The sequence below is a fragment of the Pseudoduganella namucuonensis genome (assembly GCF_900116645.1).
Lineage (GTDB): Bacteria > Pseudomonadota > Gammaproteobacteria > Burkholderiales > Burkholderiaceae_D > Rugamonas > Rugamonas namucuonensis.
The window spans coordinates 1-15,668 of the sequence record NZ_FPBO01000008.1; the positions used below are offsets into that span (position 1 = coordinate 1).

Annotated in this window: 10 protein-coding genes and 2 pseudogenes; 8 read left to right on the top strand and 4 right to left on the bottom strand. The window is 66.2% G+C overall.

Annotated features, from left to right (window positions below):
* Together BM436_RS10560 and BM436_RS10565 are read right to left on the bottom strand one after the other, a co-directional pair.
* Positions 1-402, bottom strand: a pseudogene (locus BM436_RS10560) (transposase); the annotation flags it as partial.
* 54 nt (positions 403-456) lie between these two features.
* Positions 457-3,495: a HigA family addiction module antitoxin gene (locus BM436_RS10565; protein ID WP_093555486.1), complete on the bottom strand. Its 3,039-nt coding sequence runs from the start codon at positions 3,493-3,495 to the stop codon at positions 457-459.
* Positions 3,496-3,826: 331 nt separating this feature from the next.
* On the opposite strand from BM436_RS10565, the gene BM436_RS10570 reads away from it, so the two are divergent.
* From BM436_RS10570 to BM436_RS10605, 8 genes and pseudogenes are all read left to right on the top strand, one after another.
* On the top strand, positions 3,827-4,993 hold the full coding sequence (locus BM436_RS10570; RefSeq protein ID WP_229489897.1) for a DUF3108 domain-containing protein: 1,167 nt from the start codon (positions 3,827-3,829) through the stop codon (positions 4,991-4,993).
* 2 nt (positions 4,994-4,995) lie between these two features.
* Positions 4,996-5,754 (top strand): DUF3108 domain-containing protein, encoded by a 759-nt coding sequence (locus tag BM436_RS10575; RefSeq protein ID WP_093555488.1) that lies wholly within the window; start codon positions 4,996-4,998, stop codon positions 5,752-5,754.
* 142 nt (positions 5,755-5,896) lie between these two features.
* Entirely contained in the window at positions 5,897-7,255 is a 1,359-nt protein-coding gene (locus tag BM436_RS10580) for a hypothetical protein (RefSeq protein ID WP_093555489.1), read from the top strand.
* A pseudogene (locus BM436_RS10585) lies at positions 7,248-7,952 on the top strand (hypothetical protein); the annotation flags it as partial. The gene BM436_RS10580 and the pseudogene BM436_RS10585, both read left to right, overlap by 8 nt.
* Before the next feature lie 294 nt (positions 7,953-8,246).
* Positions 8,247-11,069 (top strand): ATP-binding protein, encoded by a 2,823-nt coding sequence (locus tag BM436_RS10590; protein ID WP_093555490.1) that lies wholly within the window; start codon positions 8,247-8,249, stop codon positions 11,067-11,069.
* A gap of 180 nt (positions 11,070-11,249) precedes the next feature.
* Entirely contained in the window at positions 11,250-11,789 is a 540-nt protein-coding gene (locus BM436_RS10595) for a GbsR/MarR family transcriptional regulator (protein WP_093555491.1), read from the top strand.
* Positions 11,790-11,877: 88 nt separating this feature from the next.
* The gene (locus BM436_RS10600; RefSeq protein WP_229489904.1) at positions 11,878-12,366 is read left to right on the top strand and encodes a cell division protein; all 489 of its coding nucleotides are present in this window, start codon (positions 11,878-11,880) and stop codon (positions 12,364-12,366) included.
* On the top strand, positions 12,363-13,826 hold the full coding sequence (locus BM436_RS10605; protein WP_093555493.1) for a TIGR01777 family oxidoreductase: 1,464 nt from the start codon (positions 12,363-12,365) through the stop codon (positions 13,824-13,826). The genes BM436_RS10600 and BM436_RS10605 overlap by 4 nt, the downstream gene beginning before the upstream one ends.
* 1 nt (position 13,827) lies before the next feature.
* Here the strand turns inward: BM436_RS10605 and BM436_RS10610 are convergent, their stop codons facing one another.
* The gene (locus BM436_RS10610; protein ID WP_093555494.1) at positions 13,828-14,355 is read right to left on the bottom strand and encodes a CcdC protein domain-containing protein; all 528 of its coding nucleotides are present in this window, start codon (positions 14,353-14,355) and stop codon (positions 13,828-13,830) included.
* Positions 14,356-14,408: 53 nt separating this feature from the next.
* On the bottom strand, positions 14,409-15,626 hold the full coding sequence (locus BM436_RS10615) for a D-amino acid dehydrogenase (RefSeq protein WP_093555495.1): 1,218 nt from the start codon (positions 15,624-15,626) through the stop codon (positions 14,409-14,411).
* Positions 15,627-15,668: the final 42 nt, after the last annotated feature.

Sequence of the window (15,668 nt, forward strand, 5' to 3'; positions counted from 1 at the left end):
AGCAGACCGCCTTCACTGGCCGTCCTTGTCCAACAAGGGCGAGCGCGCAATCCACTTTTTTTCTCGAGCGAACTCGACTGCCTCCTTCAGGATCTCCGCTTCCATCGTCTTTTTGCCAAGCATCCGTTGCAGCTGCGCGATCTGCGCGCGGGCGGCCGCCAGTTCGCTTGCCGGCACAACCGACTCTCCAGCAGTCACGGCCGTCAGCGCGCCTTCGCGCTCAAGCTTGCGCCAGTTGAACAGCTGGCTCGCGCCGACGCCGTGCTTGCGTGCGACCAGCGATACGCTCATGCCCGGTTCATACGTCTCGCGCACCAGCGCAGCTTTTTCCTCGGCGGACCAGCGCCGCCGGCGTTCCTGGCTCACGGTTACCACTTCGATCGTTTGCTTGTTCCTAGTCATATGCACAGTCCTATTCCTATCCGTAAGAATAGCGCATAGGCCGTGTCCGGTGAATCAGGGGGCTATCTCATCCGCTATGGCTCCGATCGCCCCGCGTATCAGCCCTTCTGAAGCGTGTACAGCGCTTTCGCCTGCGCCCATTTTCCGAAACGCTGTCGTGACTAGCCTGAGCAGTTCCCCGCTCTCCAATATTCCTTCCGTAGAAAGGGCGCCAACTATCCACGATGTGTTTCCACGATTCGCGACATCTAGTATCCCCTCAATGCCGTGCTCATTGTAGATTTCCCGCAGCGCATGGGTTCTCTGGTCTCGGATCCGGCGGTCGCGTTCCGCGTAGTCGGTGTTCTCGAGATCTTCGAGCTCGTCGGCGGATTCCTCGATCCACGTGTCGCGGAACAGCCATGCATGCTTGTCCAGTAGGTTAGTGGGTTCCAGAGCGGTATAAATGTCCTTCGCTGCGGTTGGCACGCGGGCTGGCTTCCGGCTCGCCTTGGCCAACAATGCCGCGCGGCGCGAGAGCGTGGAAACACGGATCTTCTCGCGCATGGCAACCTTATCGCCGTCGCTAGCGGTTTTCGCCCATGCTCCTATCAATGCCCACACTCGATCCTGGTCGGCATTAGTCAGGTCGTGGAGGCGGTCGATGAGATCGCGGAGCATCGTGAGCGAGTACTGATCCCTGGTGAGGGCCAGCTCGACCATTTCGTAGACGAACGCATGGACTGGGTCCCAGGTCGGGAGTGGTTCACCGAAGCCGTATCCATCAGGACGCCAAAGCGGCTTATGGCTGTAGTCGCCGATTTGGCTGTGATTGCCGAACTGGGCAATGCAGAGGGGCCACGCCACGTCCGGATATTTTTCGAACAGCGTTTTCACCAAGCCCAGTCGGTCCTCGTAGCTAGCTGCCGTCTGCGGCATCCAGGCGCGGAAAATAGCTCTCAGGGAGTGTCCCGGCTTGTTCACCCAGTTGTCGTTGATTTCAATCTGTGCGAGTCTCGCGAGAATCAGCGCTGCGCGGGGCAGCGTGACCGGATTCCATGCAAGTCCTTCCAAGGCCCAAAGCAGCCCTGTGCGGCTTGGGCTGCCGAATACCCCAGACCCTGCTGGGCGCATGAGGCCAAAGACAGCCGGGCTCGCGCTCTTCAGGTCGCGTTCAATTATGGACATGAACTCCTGCGGAGCAGCTTCGGCATAGAGTGGCAAGTCGCGGTCGTTGGCCTCGAGAACGCGAGTGGTAAGCGGGACAGGTAGCAGGTCGCGCACTACCAGAGCTGCTTCCGCCTCCGTATCGATTCCCAGGCGTCCCTTGAATAGGCTTCCGCCATGGACTGCCAGCAGGACGAGGGTTTCCGAAATACCCCGCCGGAACACCGCCGAGAATTCGCGGGTCTTGCCGTGGATGGACGCCGCCCAGCGTTGGTCCTCGGCGAGGTCTAGGGACGGATCGTCCTCACCCAGGACCATTCGCGCGACGTCGAAGTATCGCTTCAGGTCGTCATGTGTCACGTATCGGGCAATGGCGTAAAGGATGTCGATCTTCGAGACGACGCCGCGATACGTACCTATGGACCAGAGCGGTGCGTCGTTCAGCTGGACTAATCGCTGGCAATCCTTCTCCAGTTCGTCGAAGGTGCGATCGCCAGCCAGCAGGGACAAGCCTGCCTTGTCGGTCTCGTTTAGCATGTGCCAGGCACCTACCAGCATGAACGGGATAAGGTTCTCTGGAGCGTGCTGCTGAGTCGCCCAGAGTGGCTTCCGCACCGCCTCGACGGTCGCGAGCCTGCGGCGCAGGACGGTCAGCGATCGGCCCGACTCGTTCGCGAGGCTTGCGATCTCGTCGCGTTTCTTACCGATGCCCTTCAGGGCAAATTCGAAAGTATCGAAACCGACGGGCTCGAGAACAATGTCCGGTTCAGCATTGATGGAATTTCGTGGGTACACGATGATGGAGTGCAACTGCTCCGTGTAAGGCGCGAGCTCCACCTCGACTTCCCGCGAATGGACGACCGGTATGAAGGAACGGGTTCCTTCTGCTAGCCGTGGCAAAACCCCCGTTTTATCGAACACGAGAACCCGGTACCGGAACGGTTCCAGTTCCGTGCCTCCGTCAGAGCTGAAGCACTGGGCGATGAAGGCCAGAGCTTCATCCGTGGAATCCGCCGCAATTACTATCGGCCCGGCAGGAGGCTTCGCAAGGCGCGCGCCGAACTTCCGTCTGGCCTCGTCAATGGCGGAGTTGAATAGCGTGCCCGGCAGCGGCGGCGTTGCCACGTTCGCCCAGTCCGCCCAGCACTTGTCCAGCGAGCGTACATCCTGGGCCGGAACTTTTGTCTCGTTGGCGAACCATGTCTGCCCGGAAAGCGATTGCTCGAGCCACTGCTCCAAGTCGCTTGAGTCATAGGCCCGGACGTCCTTCCAGCCGCCGTCGGCTCTTTTCTCGACAATCCAAGTGTCCTTGCTTGCCCACCTGCGGGGAGTGACAAAAATGAAGTGCATCGCGGCTCGCTCACTCGCAGTCGTTGCCGCCACGCTCTTCTTATGGTCTTTTTCGGCCTTCGTTTTAGGATCTTCATTCGTGCCGAACTCCCAGCCGGAGCGGCCCGCAGGTATCCAAGCCGTTCCTTCGCTTGCTTCGACAAGACCGTCCCATCCTGCGCGTTCGGCATCGTCATTGCCCGGGAAGCTTACTTCCGTTAGGCCGCCGCCGGTCGAGTGCACAAGCGTTCTCAGGAAGACAGCGAACCTGCTGCGTGCAGAAATATTATGCGAAGCCCAGGCTTCCAGGTCGTTTGCCCTGATCGATAGGAATGGTGGAATGTAAGCTTTCGCATTTGTAGGGGCATCCTTTTGCTTTGCCTTGAATGCGTCGTACTGAGCCTGCATCTCAAGCAGGTCCTTGCGGGGAAAACCGAAGGCTTTCTCGATCCTCGTCGCCATGTCACCAGAAAGGGAAGCCTTTCCGTTGAGTAGGTTTGATAGGGCGGGGCGACCCACCCCTATTAGCTCAGCAGCTTTCGTCACTGACATTTTTGGCGGAATGATTTCTGCCTTGATGCGTTCGCCAGGATGTCGGATCTCATCGGATGTGCTCATTCGTGGCCTCTGGCGGATTTCCCTGATCAAATTATTGGATCAAATGGTGCTGTATTGTGTAGCGCTACGCAATACAAATTCCACGTGGGGAATTTCACTGTCTCCAAAGTCAATCTTGCCGAAAAACACCAGAGATGGGAGGGCGGCCTGGATGAGCCATAATGGTGTGAAAATGGCCGCCGTATCGATTGCGGTTTCGCAAGACGATCAATTTAGCGTTGAAATGTCTTCAGGCAACGTTTCCGCAGTGTTGCCATGTCAGCGACCGCGATGCTTCCCGCGTTAAACTAGCGCCATGACGCTAGTTTCCCTCCTTTCCCGACGCCGCCGAGTGTTTGCCCTATGCGCGGCGACGGTGGCGCTGCATTTCGTCACCATCGACTGGCTGGGCACGCGTCTGGGCGCCCAGCAAAGCACCACCGTCAAGCCCACCGTCATGACCGCCCAGTTGCGGCTGGCGCTGCCGCCGCGCACCGCGTCCACCGAGCCGGTGCCCGAGGTGCGGCCGCTGGACCCCGCCGCGCCCAAGCCGCGCCAACCCGCGCCCAGGCCGGCGCCGCGCCGCGCCGCCGCCCCCACCGCCATGCCCGGCGCCCTGTCCAACGCCGACCCGGCCGCGCCCGCTGCCGCCCCGTCCGAGACGGACGCCTTCTCGGACGCGCTGGCCGGCCTCGCGCAGGGCTTGCCCCCGCCATCGCCGCCGCCCGCCCAGCCGGACGCCGTCCCCGAGCCGCCTGCCGTACAATCGACGCCGGACGCGGTGGCCGGCCCCGCGGAGCGCCAGGCCAGCCCGGCGCCGGCGCCGCTGAACACGCGGCGCTACAAGGTGAACCTGCCGCCGTCCGCGCGCTTCGACATGGAACTCAAGCGCACCGACGCCAACGGCACCCAGTGGAGCGGCGAGGGCGTGATGAGCTGGCGCACCGACGGCAGCAAGTACCGGGTCGGCATGGAGGCCGGCATCAGCATGCTGGTCACGCGCGTGAACCTGCTGGAGCTGGTGAGCGAGGGCGAGATCGACGACGCCGGCATCGCCCCCGCCAGGTTCACCGAGAAGCGGCGCGGCCGCTCGCAGACCGCCACCCATTTCCAGCGCGGCGACGGGCGCATCACGTTCTCCGCGTCCGAGCGCAGCTTCCCGCTGCTGGCGGGCGCGCAGGACAAGGCCAGCGTGCCGTTCCAGCTGGGCGGCATCGGCCGCGCGGACGTCAACCAGTTCGGCAGCGACATCGACATCCTGGTCGGCGAGGACAAGAACGCCAACATCTACCGCTTCCAGCTGGTCGGGGAGGAGGAGATCGACACCAAGATGGGGCGCCTGGTCACCTGGCACCTGGCGCGTCCGCCCCGGCCGGGCTCCTATTCGGCGCGGCTCGACGTGTGGCTCGCGCCCGGCCTGAACTGGTTCCCGGTCCAGATCCGCAACACGGAAGCGAACGGCGCGCTGACCACGCAGACCGTCACCAAGATCACCATGGACGACACGTCCGGAAAGTAATTATGCGTAAATTGTTATCGAGTGTATTGCTGGCCGCCGCCGCCATCACCGCCACCGCCGCCCCGTCGGCCGGCGCGGCGGTGGGCGAGCATCCGAGCGTCAAGCGCCCGTTCAAGCTGCCGCCGCCGGCCGACCTGGCGTACGCCATCAAGGCGCGCAAGGGCAGCATTCCCATCAACGGCGACGCCGTGGTGCAGTGGCGCCACGGCGACGGCAAGTACAGCATCCACACCGAAAGCCATGCCGGCCTGTTCGGCAAGATCGTGGAAAACCACAGCGAGGGCGCGGTGGACGCCTACGGCCTGGCGCCCGCCACCTTCACCGAAAAGCGCGCGCGCAAGGAGCCCACCACGGCCACTTTCCAGCGCGACGCCAAGACCATCACCTTCAGCAGCGGCGAGGAGAGCTACCCGATCAAGGGCGGCGAGCAGGATCGCACCAGCGCGCCGTGGCAGCTGCTGTCCGTCGCCCGCGGCGCGCCGGAGAAGTTCACGCCGGGCTCCGAGTGGGCCTTCTTCGTGGCCGGCCGGCGCGACGCCGAGCCGTGGGTGTTCAAGGTGGTGGGGCGCGAGCCGGTGCAGACCGGCGCGGGCCAGGTGGACGCCGTCCATTTCACCAAGGCCCCGCCCAAGGGCAACCAGGGCCAGCACGTGGACCTGTGGCTGGCGCCGTCGCTGGACTGGTATCCGGTGCGCATCCTGTTCGTCGAGGACGACGGCGACACCGTCGACCAGTTGCTTGAAAAAGTCACCAAAAAATAACTTCGGCTGAATTTCGGCTGTCGCGGCCCGGCCGCGCCGCGTGCCGGTGGGCTGGACGGAACTGCTATACTGACGCCCCCCCGCGACGAGTCGGCCACGGGGCGTGTACAGAATGGCAACCCGGAGCAGAATGATAGACATAATGGCAAATGCGGCCCTCGCCGCGGACGCGAACCCCACCGAGCAGGAACAGCAGGACGCGCTCCAGGCGCACTTCCAGCCGCACGTCGCGGCGGACGAGATCGAGCAGGTCTACCACCTGAAGCGCGCCCAGCCCCTGTTGCAAGTCTTCACGGCCCTGTTCCACGGCGGCTTCGAGGGCGTGTTGGTGCGCCTGCTGGTCTTGCGCGAACTGGCCAACGACACCGCCACCTCCTCCTTCTCGCGGGGCGACATCAACACGCGCCTGGCCTACCTGCTGCCGGAAAGCCTGGAAACGGTGCTGATGCGATTGCGCTCGAACCAGCTGCTGGCCTGGGACGCGCAGCAGGCCGTCTACCGCGTCACGCCGATGGCGCGCAACGTGCTCTCCGCCATCGACAGCCTGCTGGGCCTGAACCAGAACGAGGACGAGGCCGAGATGGGCTTCCTGCTGTCGCAGGTGGCCGGCGCCCAGGCGGTGGGCGGCGTCACGGTGGAGCAGCTGCAGCACCTGCTGGGCCGCCTGAACGACCTGACCGAGGAATTCCGCGACGCCATCGCCTCCGGTTCCGAGTTCCGCCTGCGCGCCTCGCAGGAAAAGTGGCACATGGCCTGCGACTGGGTGGAGAAGGGCTCCGAGATCCTGCGCGCCATCACCAGCGACGAGAACGCGGACGGCGCCACCCACAAGGCCGCGCAGGCCATCGGCCGCGCGCAAAGCACGCTGCTGAACATGCAGGGCATGTTCTCGCGCGCGCTGAACCAGATCGAACGCCAGCGGGTGCACCTGGGCCAGTCCGGCCTGTCCACCACCGACATCAAGCGCTGGCTGCTTGAACATGAAGACCTGGCACAACTGGCGGAAGGCGCGATCGACCAGCCGGTGATGCCGCTGTTTATTACTCCTGCCGAAATGATCGACGTGGCTGAAACCGAACTGCTGTCCGAACGCGCCAACGGCGCCGTGCAAAATGGCCTGCCCACCGGCACCGACGCGCCCACCACCCTGGACGACGGCCCCGCCATGCAGAAGGAACTGGACGACTGGCTGGCCCGCTTGTCCGACTTCGCCGCCCTGGGCAACTTCCCCAGCGTGGCCGAGGAGGCGCCCAAGGCGGTACAGGTGCACGAATCGCTGCTGCCCGCCAGCTTCGCGGTGGCGTCCTACCGCGCCTCGCTGCTGCCGCTGCTGGGCGACGAGTCCGAGGCCAGCCTCACCGGCGCCACCGCCGAACTGGCGCGCCTGCCCGTGAGCTTCACGCCCACCGACACCATGGTGCAGCTGCAGGACATGGAAGTGGCCGCGATGAGCATGGCCACGCTGTCCCTGAACATGGACCTGAGCAAAAAAGATGAATGACGATTCCCAAATCCTGATCGCGCGCCTGCTGACGCACCAGACGCTGCGCCGCGACGACCGCCTGGTCAAGCGCGTGCTGTCCGATGAACTGTTCCGCGCCGAGGTGGACCAGCGCCTGGCCGCCTGCGGCATGAAGATGCTGGACAACGTGTACGCCGACCACGTGACCCTGGCGCTGTCGCGCAACATCGAGCCGAAGATCTTCGGCGCCAAGGACGTCTGGCAGAACAACAACTTCGGCCTGGCGCGCGACGGCGTGGCCCTGCTGGTGGTGCTGTGGGCGCAGATCATCCTGCCCAAGCGCGAACGCCAGGAGACCCACCAGCACGCCGAGGACGACCAGAACGACATGTTCGGCACCGACAAGCCGCTGCCGCGCGCCGAGGACACCTCCATCGGCATCCCCTACAAGGCCCTGCTGGCCGACTTCGGCGACAAGCTGGGCAAGAAGACCCGCATGGACATGAACCTGGGCATCCTGGCCAAGCTGGGCTTCATCGAGCGGCGCGGCGACATCATCGTCGAGGGCCCGCTGCTGGACCTGCTGATGGACACCGACCTGCTGAAGGAGCGCATCGTCAACGGCGCGCTGGCCGACGTGTTCAAGCGCGTGCCGGCGCAGGTGGTGCACATTCCGCGCGCCGCGCTGGCCGAGGCGGCCGCCTTCGCCGCAGCGGAGAACGCCGCCGCCGATGCCGCCGCGGAAAGCGCGGCCGCACGAAGCGCGGCCGCCGACACCGGCGCCGCGCTGTCCGCCGCCAGCGACAGCGACGCCGTCGAATCGGCCGTCGCCGACGCCGCCATCGCCGCCGCCGAAGCCGCTCGCGCCGTCGCGGCGGCGGCGGCCGCCGACATTGCCGGCGGCCGCCCTTCCGACGTCGCCGCCGCCGGCGCCATGCCGGCCGGCGCCGATGCCGCCGAGTCCTCCGCCGTCCCCGCCCCCGAGGCCCCGGCCGAAGCGCCCTCCGACACCCCGAACCGAGACTAAGCCATGTTTCACATCAAATCGCTGGAGCTGGTCCACTGGGATTACTGGCAGCGCATCAAGAACATTCCGCTGGACGCCAAGATCATCACGATCGCGGGCCAGAACGGCTCCGGCAAGACCACGCTGCTGGACGCCATGCGCACCCTGTTCGGGCTCGATTGCTCGATGGGCCGCACCTACAAGCACTACGCCCGCCACTCCGGCCAGCAGACCGCCTGGCTGCGTGCCGTGGTGGACAACAAGGCCCAGGGCCGCCAGCTGTCGAACCGTCCGTTCCGCAGCTCCGGCTTCTTCTCCGACGACGAGGTGACGCTGTTCTGCCAGATCCAGAAGAACGGCGGCGACTGGAAGCGCCAGTACCTGATGCGTCCCGGGAATGTGCAGATCGAGGAAGTCACCGAGGCCAACGACTGGCTCGGCGTGGAAAACTACCGCAAGCGCCTGGCCAACGCCGGCCTGTCGCCCGCGATGGCGAAAGTGCTGGCGCTGGAGCAGGGCGAGACCGACAAGCTGTGCGAATACGCGCCGCGCCAGTTGCTGGACCTGGTGTTCCAGGTGTTCGGCGACAAGGAGGTGCTGGACGCCTACGACGAGGCCAAGCGCCACCAGCGCGACACCGAGCAGGAACTGAAGCGCTTCGAGGCGGAACTGGAGGGTTCGAAAACGAACCTGGAAGGCCTGCGCCTGCGCGTGGCCAACTACCACCAGTGGGAAGACCTGAACAAGGAACGCCGCAACCTGCAGGAGGAAGTGCTGCCGACGCTGGAATACCACGAGGCGCGCGAAAAGCAGGCCAACATCAGCCGCCAGCTGCGCGAAGCGCGCAAGCCGCTGCTGGTGGCCGACCAGCTGCTGGCCGACAAGCGCACCGCGCTGGCCGCGCAGGTCAAGGCGCTGACCGAGGCGCAGCAGCATGAAACGGTGCTGGAACAGGAATCGACCGCGCTGCAAAGCCGCCTGTCCGTCATCAACGCCAAACTGAAGCCGCTGGACAGCCTGCTGGAACAGAAGACCCGCCTGCAGACGCTGGCCGCCAATTCCGGCGCCGACATCGCCGAGGTGAGCGCGCAGCTGGAGGAGAAGGAAGGCGAACTGGCGCGCCAGAAGCAGGCCCGCGACGCCATCGCCGCCCGCATCGCCGCCGACAAGGCCACCATCTCCGCGCTGCAGGGCAAGACCGCCATGCCGGAGCCGGACAACGTGCGCGCCATGCGCCGCGCGCTGAACGACGCCAAGATCGGCCACGCCATGCTGTCGGACATCGTCGAAGTGACGGACCCGCGCTGGCAGGGCGCCGTCGAGGGCGTGCTGGGTGGCTACGCCTCCGTGGTCCTGCTGGACAAGCCGGGCGACGCGGCCGCCGCCTACCGCCTGGCCGAGAAGGAACGCTACCGCCACTTCATCGTGCCGGACCTGGTCACCGCGCCGACCACCAAGGGCGACAGTCTGATGTCGGTGGTGCGCTTCACCGACAAGACGCCGGGCTGGCTGATCGAACAGCTGACCCGCATCACCCGCGTGGATTCGGTGGAAGAGGGCGCGCGCCTGGGCAACGTCGAGGAATGGATCACGCCCGAGGCCTACCACAAGGAGCGCCGCGGCGGCCGTTCGCTGTTCGTCGAGGCCTCGCGCTACCGCTTCGGTTCCGCCGGCCGCACGCAGCGCATGGAAGCGATCCAGAAAGGCATCCCCGCGCTGGAGGCGCAGGAGGACACGTACACCCTCGCCATCAGCAAACTGGCCTCCGAAGTCAGCGCGTTGAAAGCGCGCCTGGCCGGCGTGGACGCGGCCAAGGAACTGGCCGCGCGCATGGCAGAATTCGACGAAGCCGCGCACAGCGCCGTGCCGCTGCGCAGCGAACGCCTCGAAGTCGGCTCGCGCCTGGGCGAACTGCAAGGCCTGATCAAGAACGCCACCGTGGCCCGCACCCGTGCCGACACCACCTGGCAGAACGCGCGCTTCAACCTGTCCGAGGCCGAAGCGGGGCTGCGCCTGAACCACAAGCGCGTGCTGGAACAGCGCACCGACCACGCCAAGGCGCTGCTCGCGCTGCGCCGCCAGTGGCGGCACATGCCGCACAACTGGCGCCGTCCCGCGCGGCGCACGCGATTGGTGTCCGAGTACCACAACACGCACCAGGTGGCGCTGCGCATCCACAGCCTGGAAAACTCGCTGGCGCGCAGCGACTGGGAACTGGACGCCACGGTCATCGACCAGTACGCGCGCCTGAACGACCAGTTGAAGAGCCGCCAGAGCGAGACCGAGGAGCGGCGATATCAAAACAACCGCGCCATCGAAGCGACCGTCAACGCGCGCGCCGCCTACATGGAGCGGCTGCGCTACACGATCCGCCAGTACAGCAAGAACATCAAGGAGCTGGGCGAACTGGCCAACATCGAAGTCCACACCGACCCGGTGCGGCTGGAGGACGACGACCTGCAACTGGCGCAAGCCGGCCTGCACGTGCGCTTCAAGTTCGACGGCAAGGGGCCGATCGGCATGAACGACGGCGAGGCGTCCGGCGGGCAGCAGGTGATGAAATCGCTGGTGCTGCTGATTGGGCTGCTGAAGTCCGAGGACGGTTCCGGCGGCTTCGTGTTCATCGACGAACCGTTCGCCCACCTGGACATCCGCAACATCCAGCTGGTCGGCGAGTTCCTGAAGAACACCGAGGCCCAATACCTGATGACGACGCCGCTGACCCACAACACCGACGTCTACGACCCATCGGAGCTGACGCTGATCACCAGCAAAAAGAAAAAAGACACGCAATGGGCCCAACCCATCTTCGTGCTCCAGCGCCGCACCCCGGCCCAAGCCGCCTAGCCCCCAAAGTTGCTCTCACTACATCGGTGTCAGGCGCGACATTCGGACATTTCTTGCATGGAATGTCCGAATGTCGCGCCTGACACCGATGTTGTTTTGGCAACCCCACCCCGGAATTTGATTGACTTCAATGAAGTCTTGTCTTAAATTTCTGTAACAACAGAAATTAAGGAAATCGTCATGCAGCTCAGTCCAACCATGCAGAAGTACATCCTCCACTGGGGCGAGATGGGCACGCGCTGGGGCGTGAACCGCACGGTGGCGCAGATCCACGCGCTGCTTTTCCTGGCCAACGCGCCCATGAACGCGGAGGAGATCACTGAAACGCTGGGCGTGGCGCGCTCCAACGTCAGCAACAGCCTGAAGGAGCTGCAAAGCTGGGGCCTGGTCAAGATCAGCCACGTGATGGGCGACCGGCGCGACCATTTCCTGGCGCTGCAGGACGTATGGGAGATCTTCAAGGTCATCATCGAGGAGCGCAAGAAGCGCGAGATCGACCCCACGTTGACCGTGCTGCGCGAGTGCGCGATCGAGGCCGAGCAGGATGCCGCGCTGGAAGCGGCCACCCGCGACCGCATGGCCAGCGTGCTGGAATTCATGGAGATGCTGGGCTCCAGCTACGAGGACTACAAGCACCTGCCGCCCGCCACCATGATGAAGCTGTTCAAAATGGGCGGCAAGATCGCCCGCTTCATCGGCCCGGACGACAAGGAGCATTGATCATGGAGACCGCCCGGTTCACGCTGTACTACGACGGCCATTGCCCGTTCTGCCTGGCCTCCATGCGCCGCCTGCGCGATTGGAACGCATGATGCCCGCCTCCCATCCCGACGTGGTCGCGGAACCGCTTCGCGCCTGGCTGGTGCGCTGGCTTTACGCGGCCGCCGTGGCGCACCTGCTGGTCGGCGCGCTGCTGCCCTGGCTGGCCGACGCCGCCTTCCTGGACGGCTACCATCGCGGCATTGTGCTGGCTTTCTGGCCGGCCGAACCGGCGCCGCCCGCCGCGCTGGCGCAGCAAGCCTGGTGGATGGCGCTGTTCGGCCCCACCGTGCAGACGGTCGGCGTCTGGATGGTCGCGCTGGTGCGCATCGCCGATCAACAGCGCAGCGCGTCCGCCTGGGCGTGGCTGGCCGCCGGCATCCTGGTCTGGGCGCCGCAGGATGTCATGGTGTCGCTGCGCGCCGGCGTCTGGACCAACGTATGGCTGGATTGCTTCGCCGTCGTCGCCATGATCCTGCCATTGGCCTGGCTGTGGCGCCATGATCGCGTCGCCGGGCAAAACGGGAGCACGTCATGAACACGCATTTTTTGGCCCTGCAACTGATGGCCGTGCAGGGTTTGCTGGGCGCCTTCGATACGCTGTACCACCACGAGCTGACCGAGGCGCTTCCGCGGCGGCGGTCGGCGCAGCGCGAACTGGGCATCCACGCGGTGCGCGCGCTGATCTACAGCGTGTTGTTCATCGGCCTGTCCGCGTGGACGTGGCACGGCTGGTGGGCGCTGGCGCTGCTGTTCCTGTTCGGCGTGGAGATCGTGCTGACCTTGTGGGACTTCGTGGTCGAGGACCGCACCCGGCTCCTGCCCGCCACGGAACGCGTCACGCACACGGTGCTGGCGATGAACGGCGGCGCCTTCGTGGCCCTGCTGACGATGAATTGCCTCGACTGGTGGGCGATGCCGACCGGCCTGGTTTGGCAGACGCATGGCTGGCTAACCGTGTTCCTGTCGCTGTGCGGCGTCGGCGTCGGCCTGTCCGGCGTCCGCGACGCGCTGGCGTCGCTGGCCTTGTCGCGCGCGGCGCAGGCCGGCCCGGTGGAACAGGCGCTGGATTTCGGCCCGTCCGGCCAGCGCTTCCTGGTCACCGGCGCCACGGGTTTCATCGGCAAGCGCCTGGTCGCCGCGCTGCTGAGGGACGGCCACGAGGTCACCATCCTCACGCGCCAGCCCAGGCAGGCCGCCTGGCAATTCGACGGCGCCGTGCGCTGCGTCCAGGGCATGGACCAGCTGCATCCGGCCACGCGCATCGACATCGTCATCAACCTGGCCGGCGCGCGCATCCTGGGCTGGCGCTGGACCCCGGCGCGCAAGGCGGCGCTGCGCGCGAGCCGCGTCGGACTGACCAGCAAGGTGGTGGACTGGATCGCCCGCGCCGAGCACAAGCCGCGCCTGATGCTGTCCGGTTCCGCCATCGGCTACTACGGCATCCAGCCGCAAGACGACGCCACGCCGCTGGCGGAGGACGCGCCGCCGCGGGACATCTTCATGTCCCGCCTGTGCCAGGAGTGGGAGCAGGCGGCGCGGGCGGCGTCGGCACACGGCGTGCGGGTGGCTTGCATGCGTTTCGGTCTGGTGATGGGGACGGAGGGCGCGCTGCCGATGATGCTGTTGCCGGTCAAGCTGGGCATGGGCGGCCCCATGGGCGGCGGCGGGCAGCGCATGTCGTGGATCCACGTGGACGACGTGCTGCGGGGGATGGCGCATCTGGCGCGCCTGGGCGGCGAGGGCGCCGACGTGGCCGGCGCGTGGAACTTCACGGCGCCGGAGCAGGTGACGCAGCGCGAGTTCATGCGCATCGCGGCCGCCGTGGCGGTGCGTCCCTGCTTCATGCCGACACCCGGCTGGCCGGTGCGGCTGATGCTGGGCGAGCAGGCCGATTTGCTGCTGGAGGGGCAGGCGGTGGCGCCGGCGCGCCTGCGGGAGAGCGGCTTCGCGTTCCGCTACGCTTCCACGCGGGCGGCGCTGCAAAGCCTGATGTGATTCAGAGTTCCGGCTCCGGCGCGGGTTTGTGGGCCTGGCGCCAGCGTATCATCAGGGACGAATAGGCGGCGCAGTAGCCGGCCAGCAGTCCCAGGATGATGGTGGTGCCGGGGCTTTGCACGAAGTCCTTCTGCGACACCAGCTGATGCGCCTGCAGGTGGTTGCTCATGTAGAGTTCCACGCCGCGGTACAGCATGCGGCCGGCGAACAGCATGAACACGGCCAGGCCGATGCGCAGGTTGGGCGTGAAATAGACGCGGGTGCCGAAGACCTCGAAGTGGGTGGTCTTGAAGCCGAAGAAGCCCAGCCAGGCGCCCGCCAGCGCGCCGGCGCCCAGGCAGGACACGGCCAGCACGTTGTCGGCCATGGTCGCGGCCATCCACACCAGGAACACGGAGAAGGCCACGGCGGACATCCAGTGCTTGCCCATCAGGGACTCCTGCCGCGCGAGCATGCGTTTCAGGCGCAGGTAGATGCGCCAGATCAGCAGCGGGATGAGGAGGAGCAGGGCGACAGTGGTCAATTCCATGGGGTGGCGCTAAAAATCGGAAAGCTCGATTGTAAAGCAAGCGTGCCCGCGGCTCAGGATCTTGCCGCCGCCACCGCATCGGCGACCATCTCCGCCGTCATCGCGGACAGGGTCCAGCCCAGGTGGCCGTGCCCCGTGTTGTAGAACACGCGCGGCGAACGGCCGGGTCCGACCCGGGGCATCATGTCCGGCATCATGGGCCGCAATCCCGCCCACGGCACCACGCGCCGCGTCTCCACGCCGGGGAAGCAGCGCTGCACCCATTCCACCAGCGGCTGGATGCGCTCGTCGCGGATGTCGCGGTTGAAGCCCGTGAACTCGGCCGTGCCGGCCACGCGCAGGCGCTCGCCCAGGCGGCTGGCGACGATCTTGGTCGCGTCGTCGAGCAGGCTGACCACCGGCGCCGCCGCCTGGCTGGCCGCGTCGTCCAGCGCCACCGTGATGGAATAGCCCTTCACCGGATAGACGTTGACGCGGTCCCCCAGCTGCGCGGCCAGCGCCCGGCTGGCGGTGCCCGCGCAGACCACCACGCCGTCGTAGCGCTCGCGCGACGGCGCGCCGTCCACCACGCCGCTCACGGTGGCCGAGCGGCCGTCGGTGGACAGGCCGGACACCCGCGCGCCGTAGCGCGTGGCCACGCCGCGGCGGCGCGCGGCGGCCGCCAGGCCGTGGCTGAATTTGTGGATGTCGCCGGTGGCGTCGCTGTCGGTGTAGAAGCCGCCGTAATAGTCGCCGCTCAGCGTGGGCTCGATGGCGCGCATCTCGTCCGGCGTCACCGCGCGCCGCCGCAGGCCGCCCTCGGCCAGCATGCGCGTCACGCCCATGGCCGTGTCGAAGGCGGGCTTGTCGCGGTAGATGTGCAGGATGCCCTGCCGGCGCAGGTCGAAGTCGATGCCTTCCTCGGCCGCCCAGGCGAACATGTGCTCGCGCGCGGCGATCGCCATGCGCGCCGTTTCCACCGTGTTGGCGTGGTAGCGGGGAATGCCGGCCAGGAATTCGGCGAACCAGCTCAGCTTGTGCCAGGTGGGCGCGGGATGCACGCGCATCGGCGCGCCGGGGGAGAACATGCCCTTCATCGCCCGCAGCACGGTGGACCAATGGTTCCACGCCTCGGCGTTGGAGGCGGACAGCTGGCCGCCGTTGGCGTAGGAGGTTTCCATGGCGGGATAGCGGTGGCGCTCGTACAGCGTGACGTCGAAGCCGCGCTTCGACAATGCGTAGGCTGTGGTCACGCCTGTGATACCGGCGCCGACGACGGCGATAGTTTTCATGGTGATCGGTGCGGGGGAACGCCCTGGAGCAGGGCCGTGCAG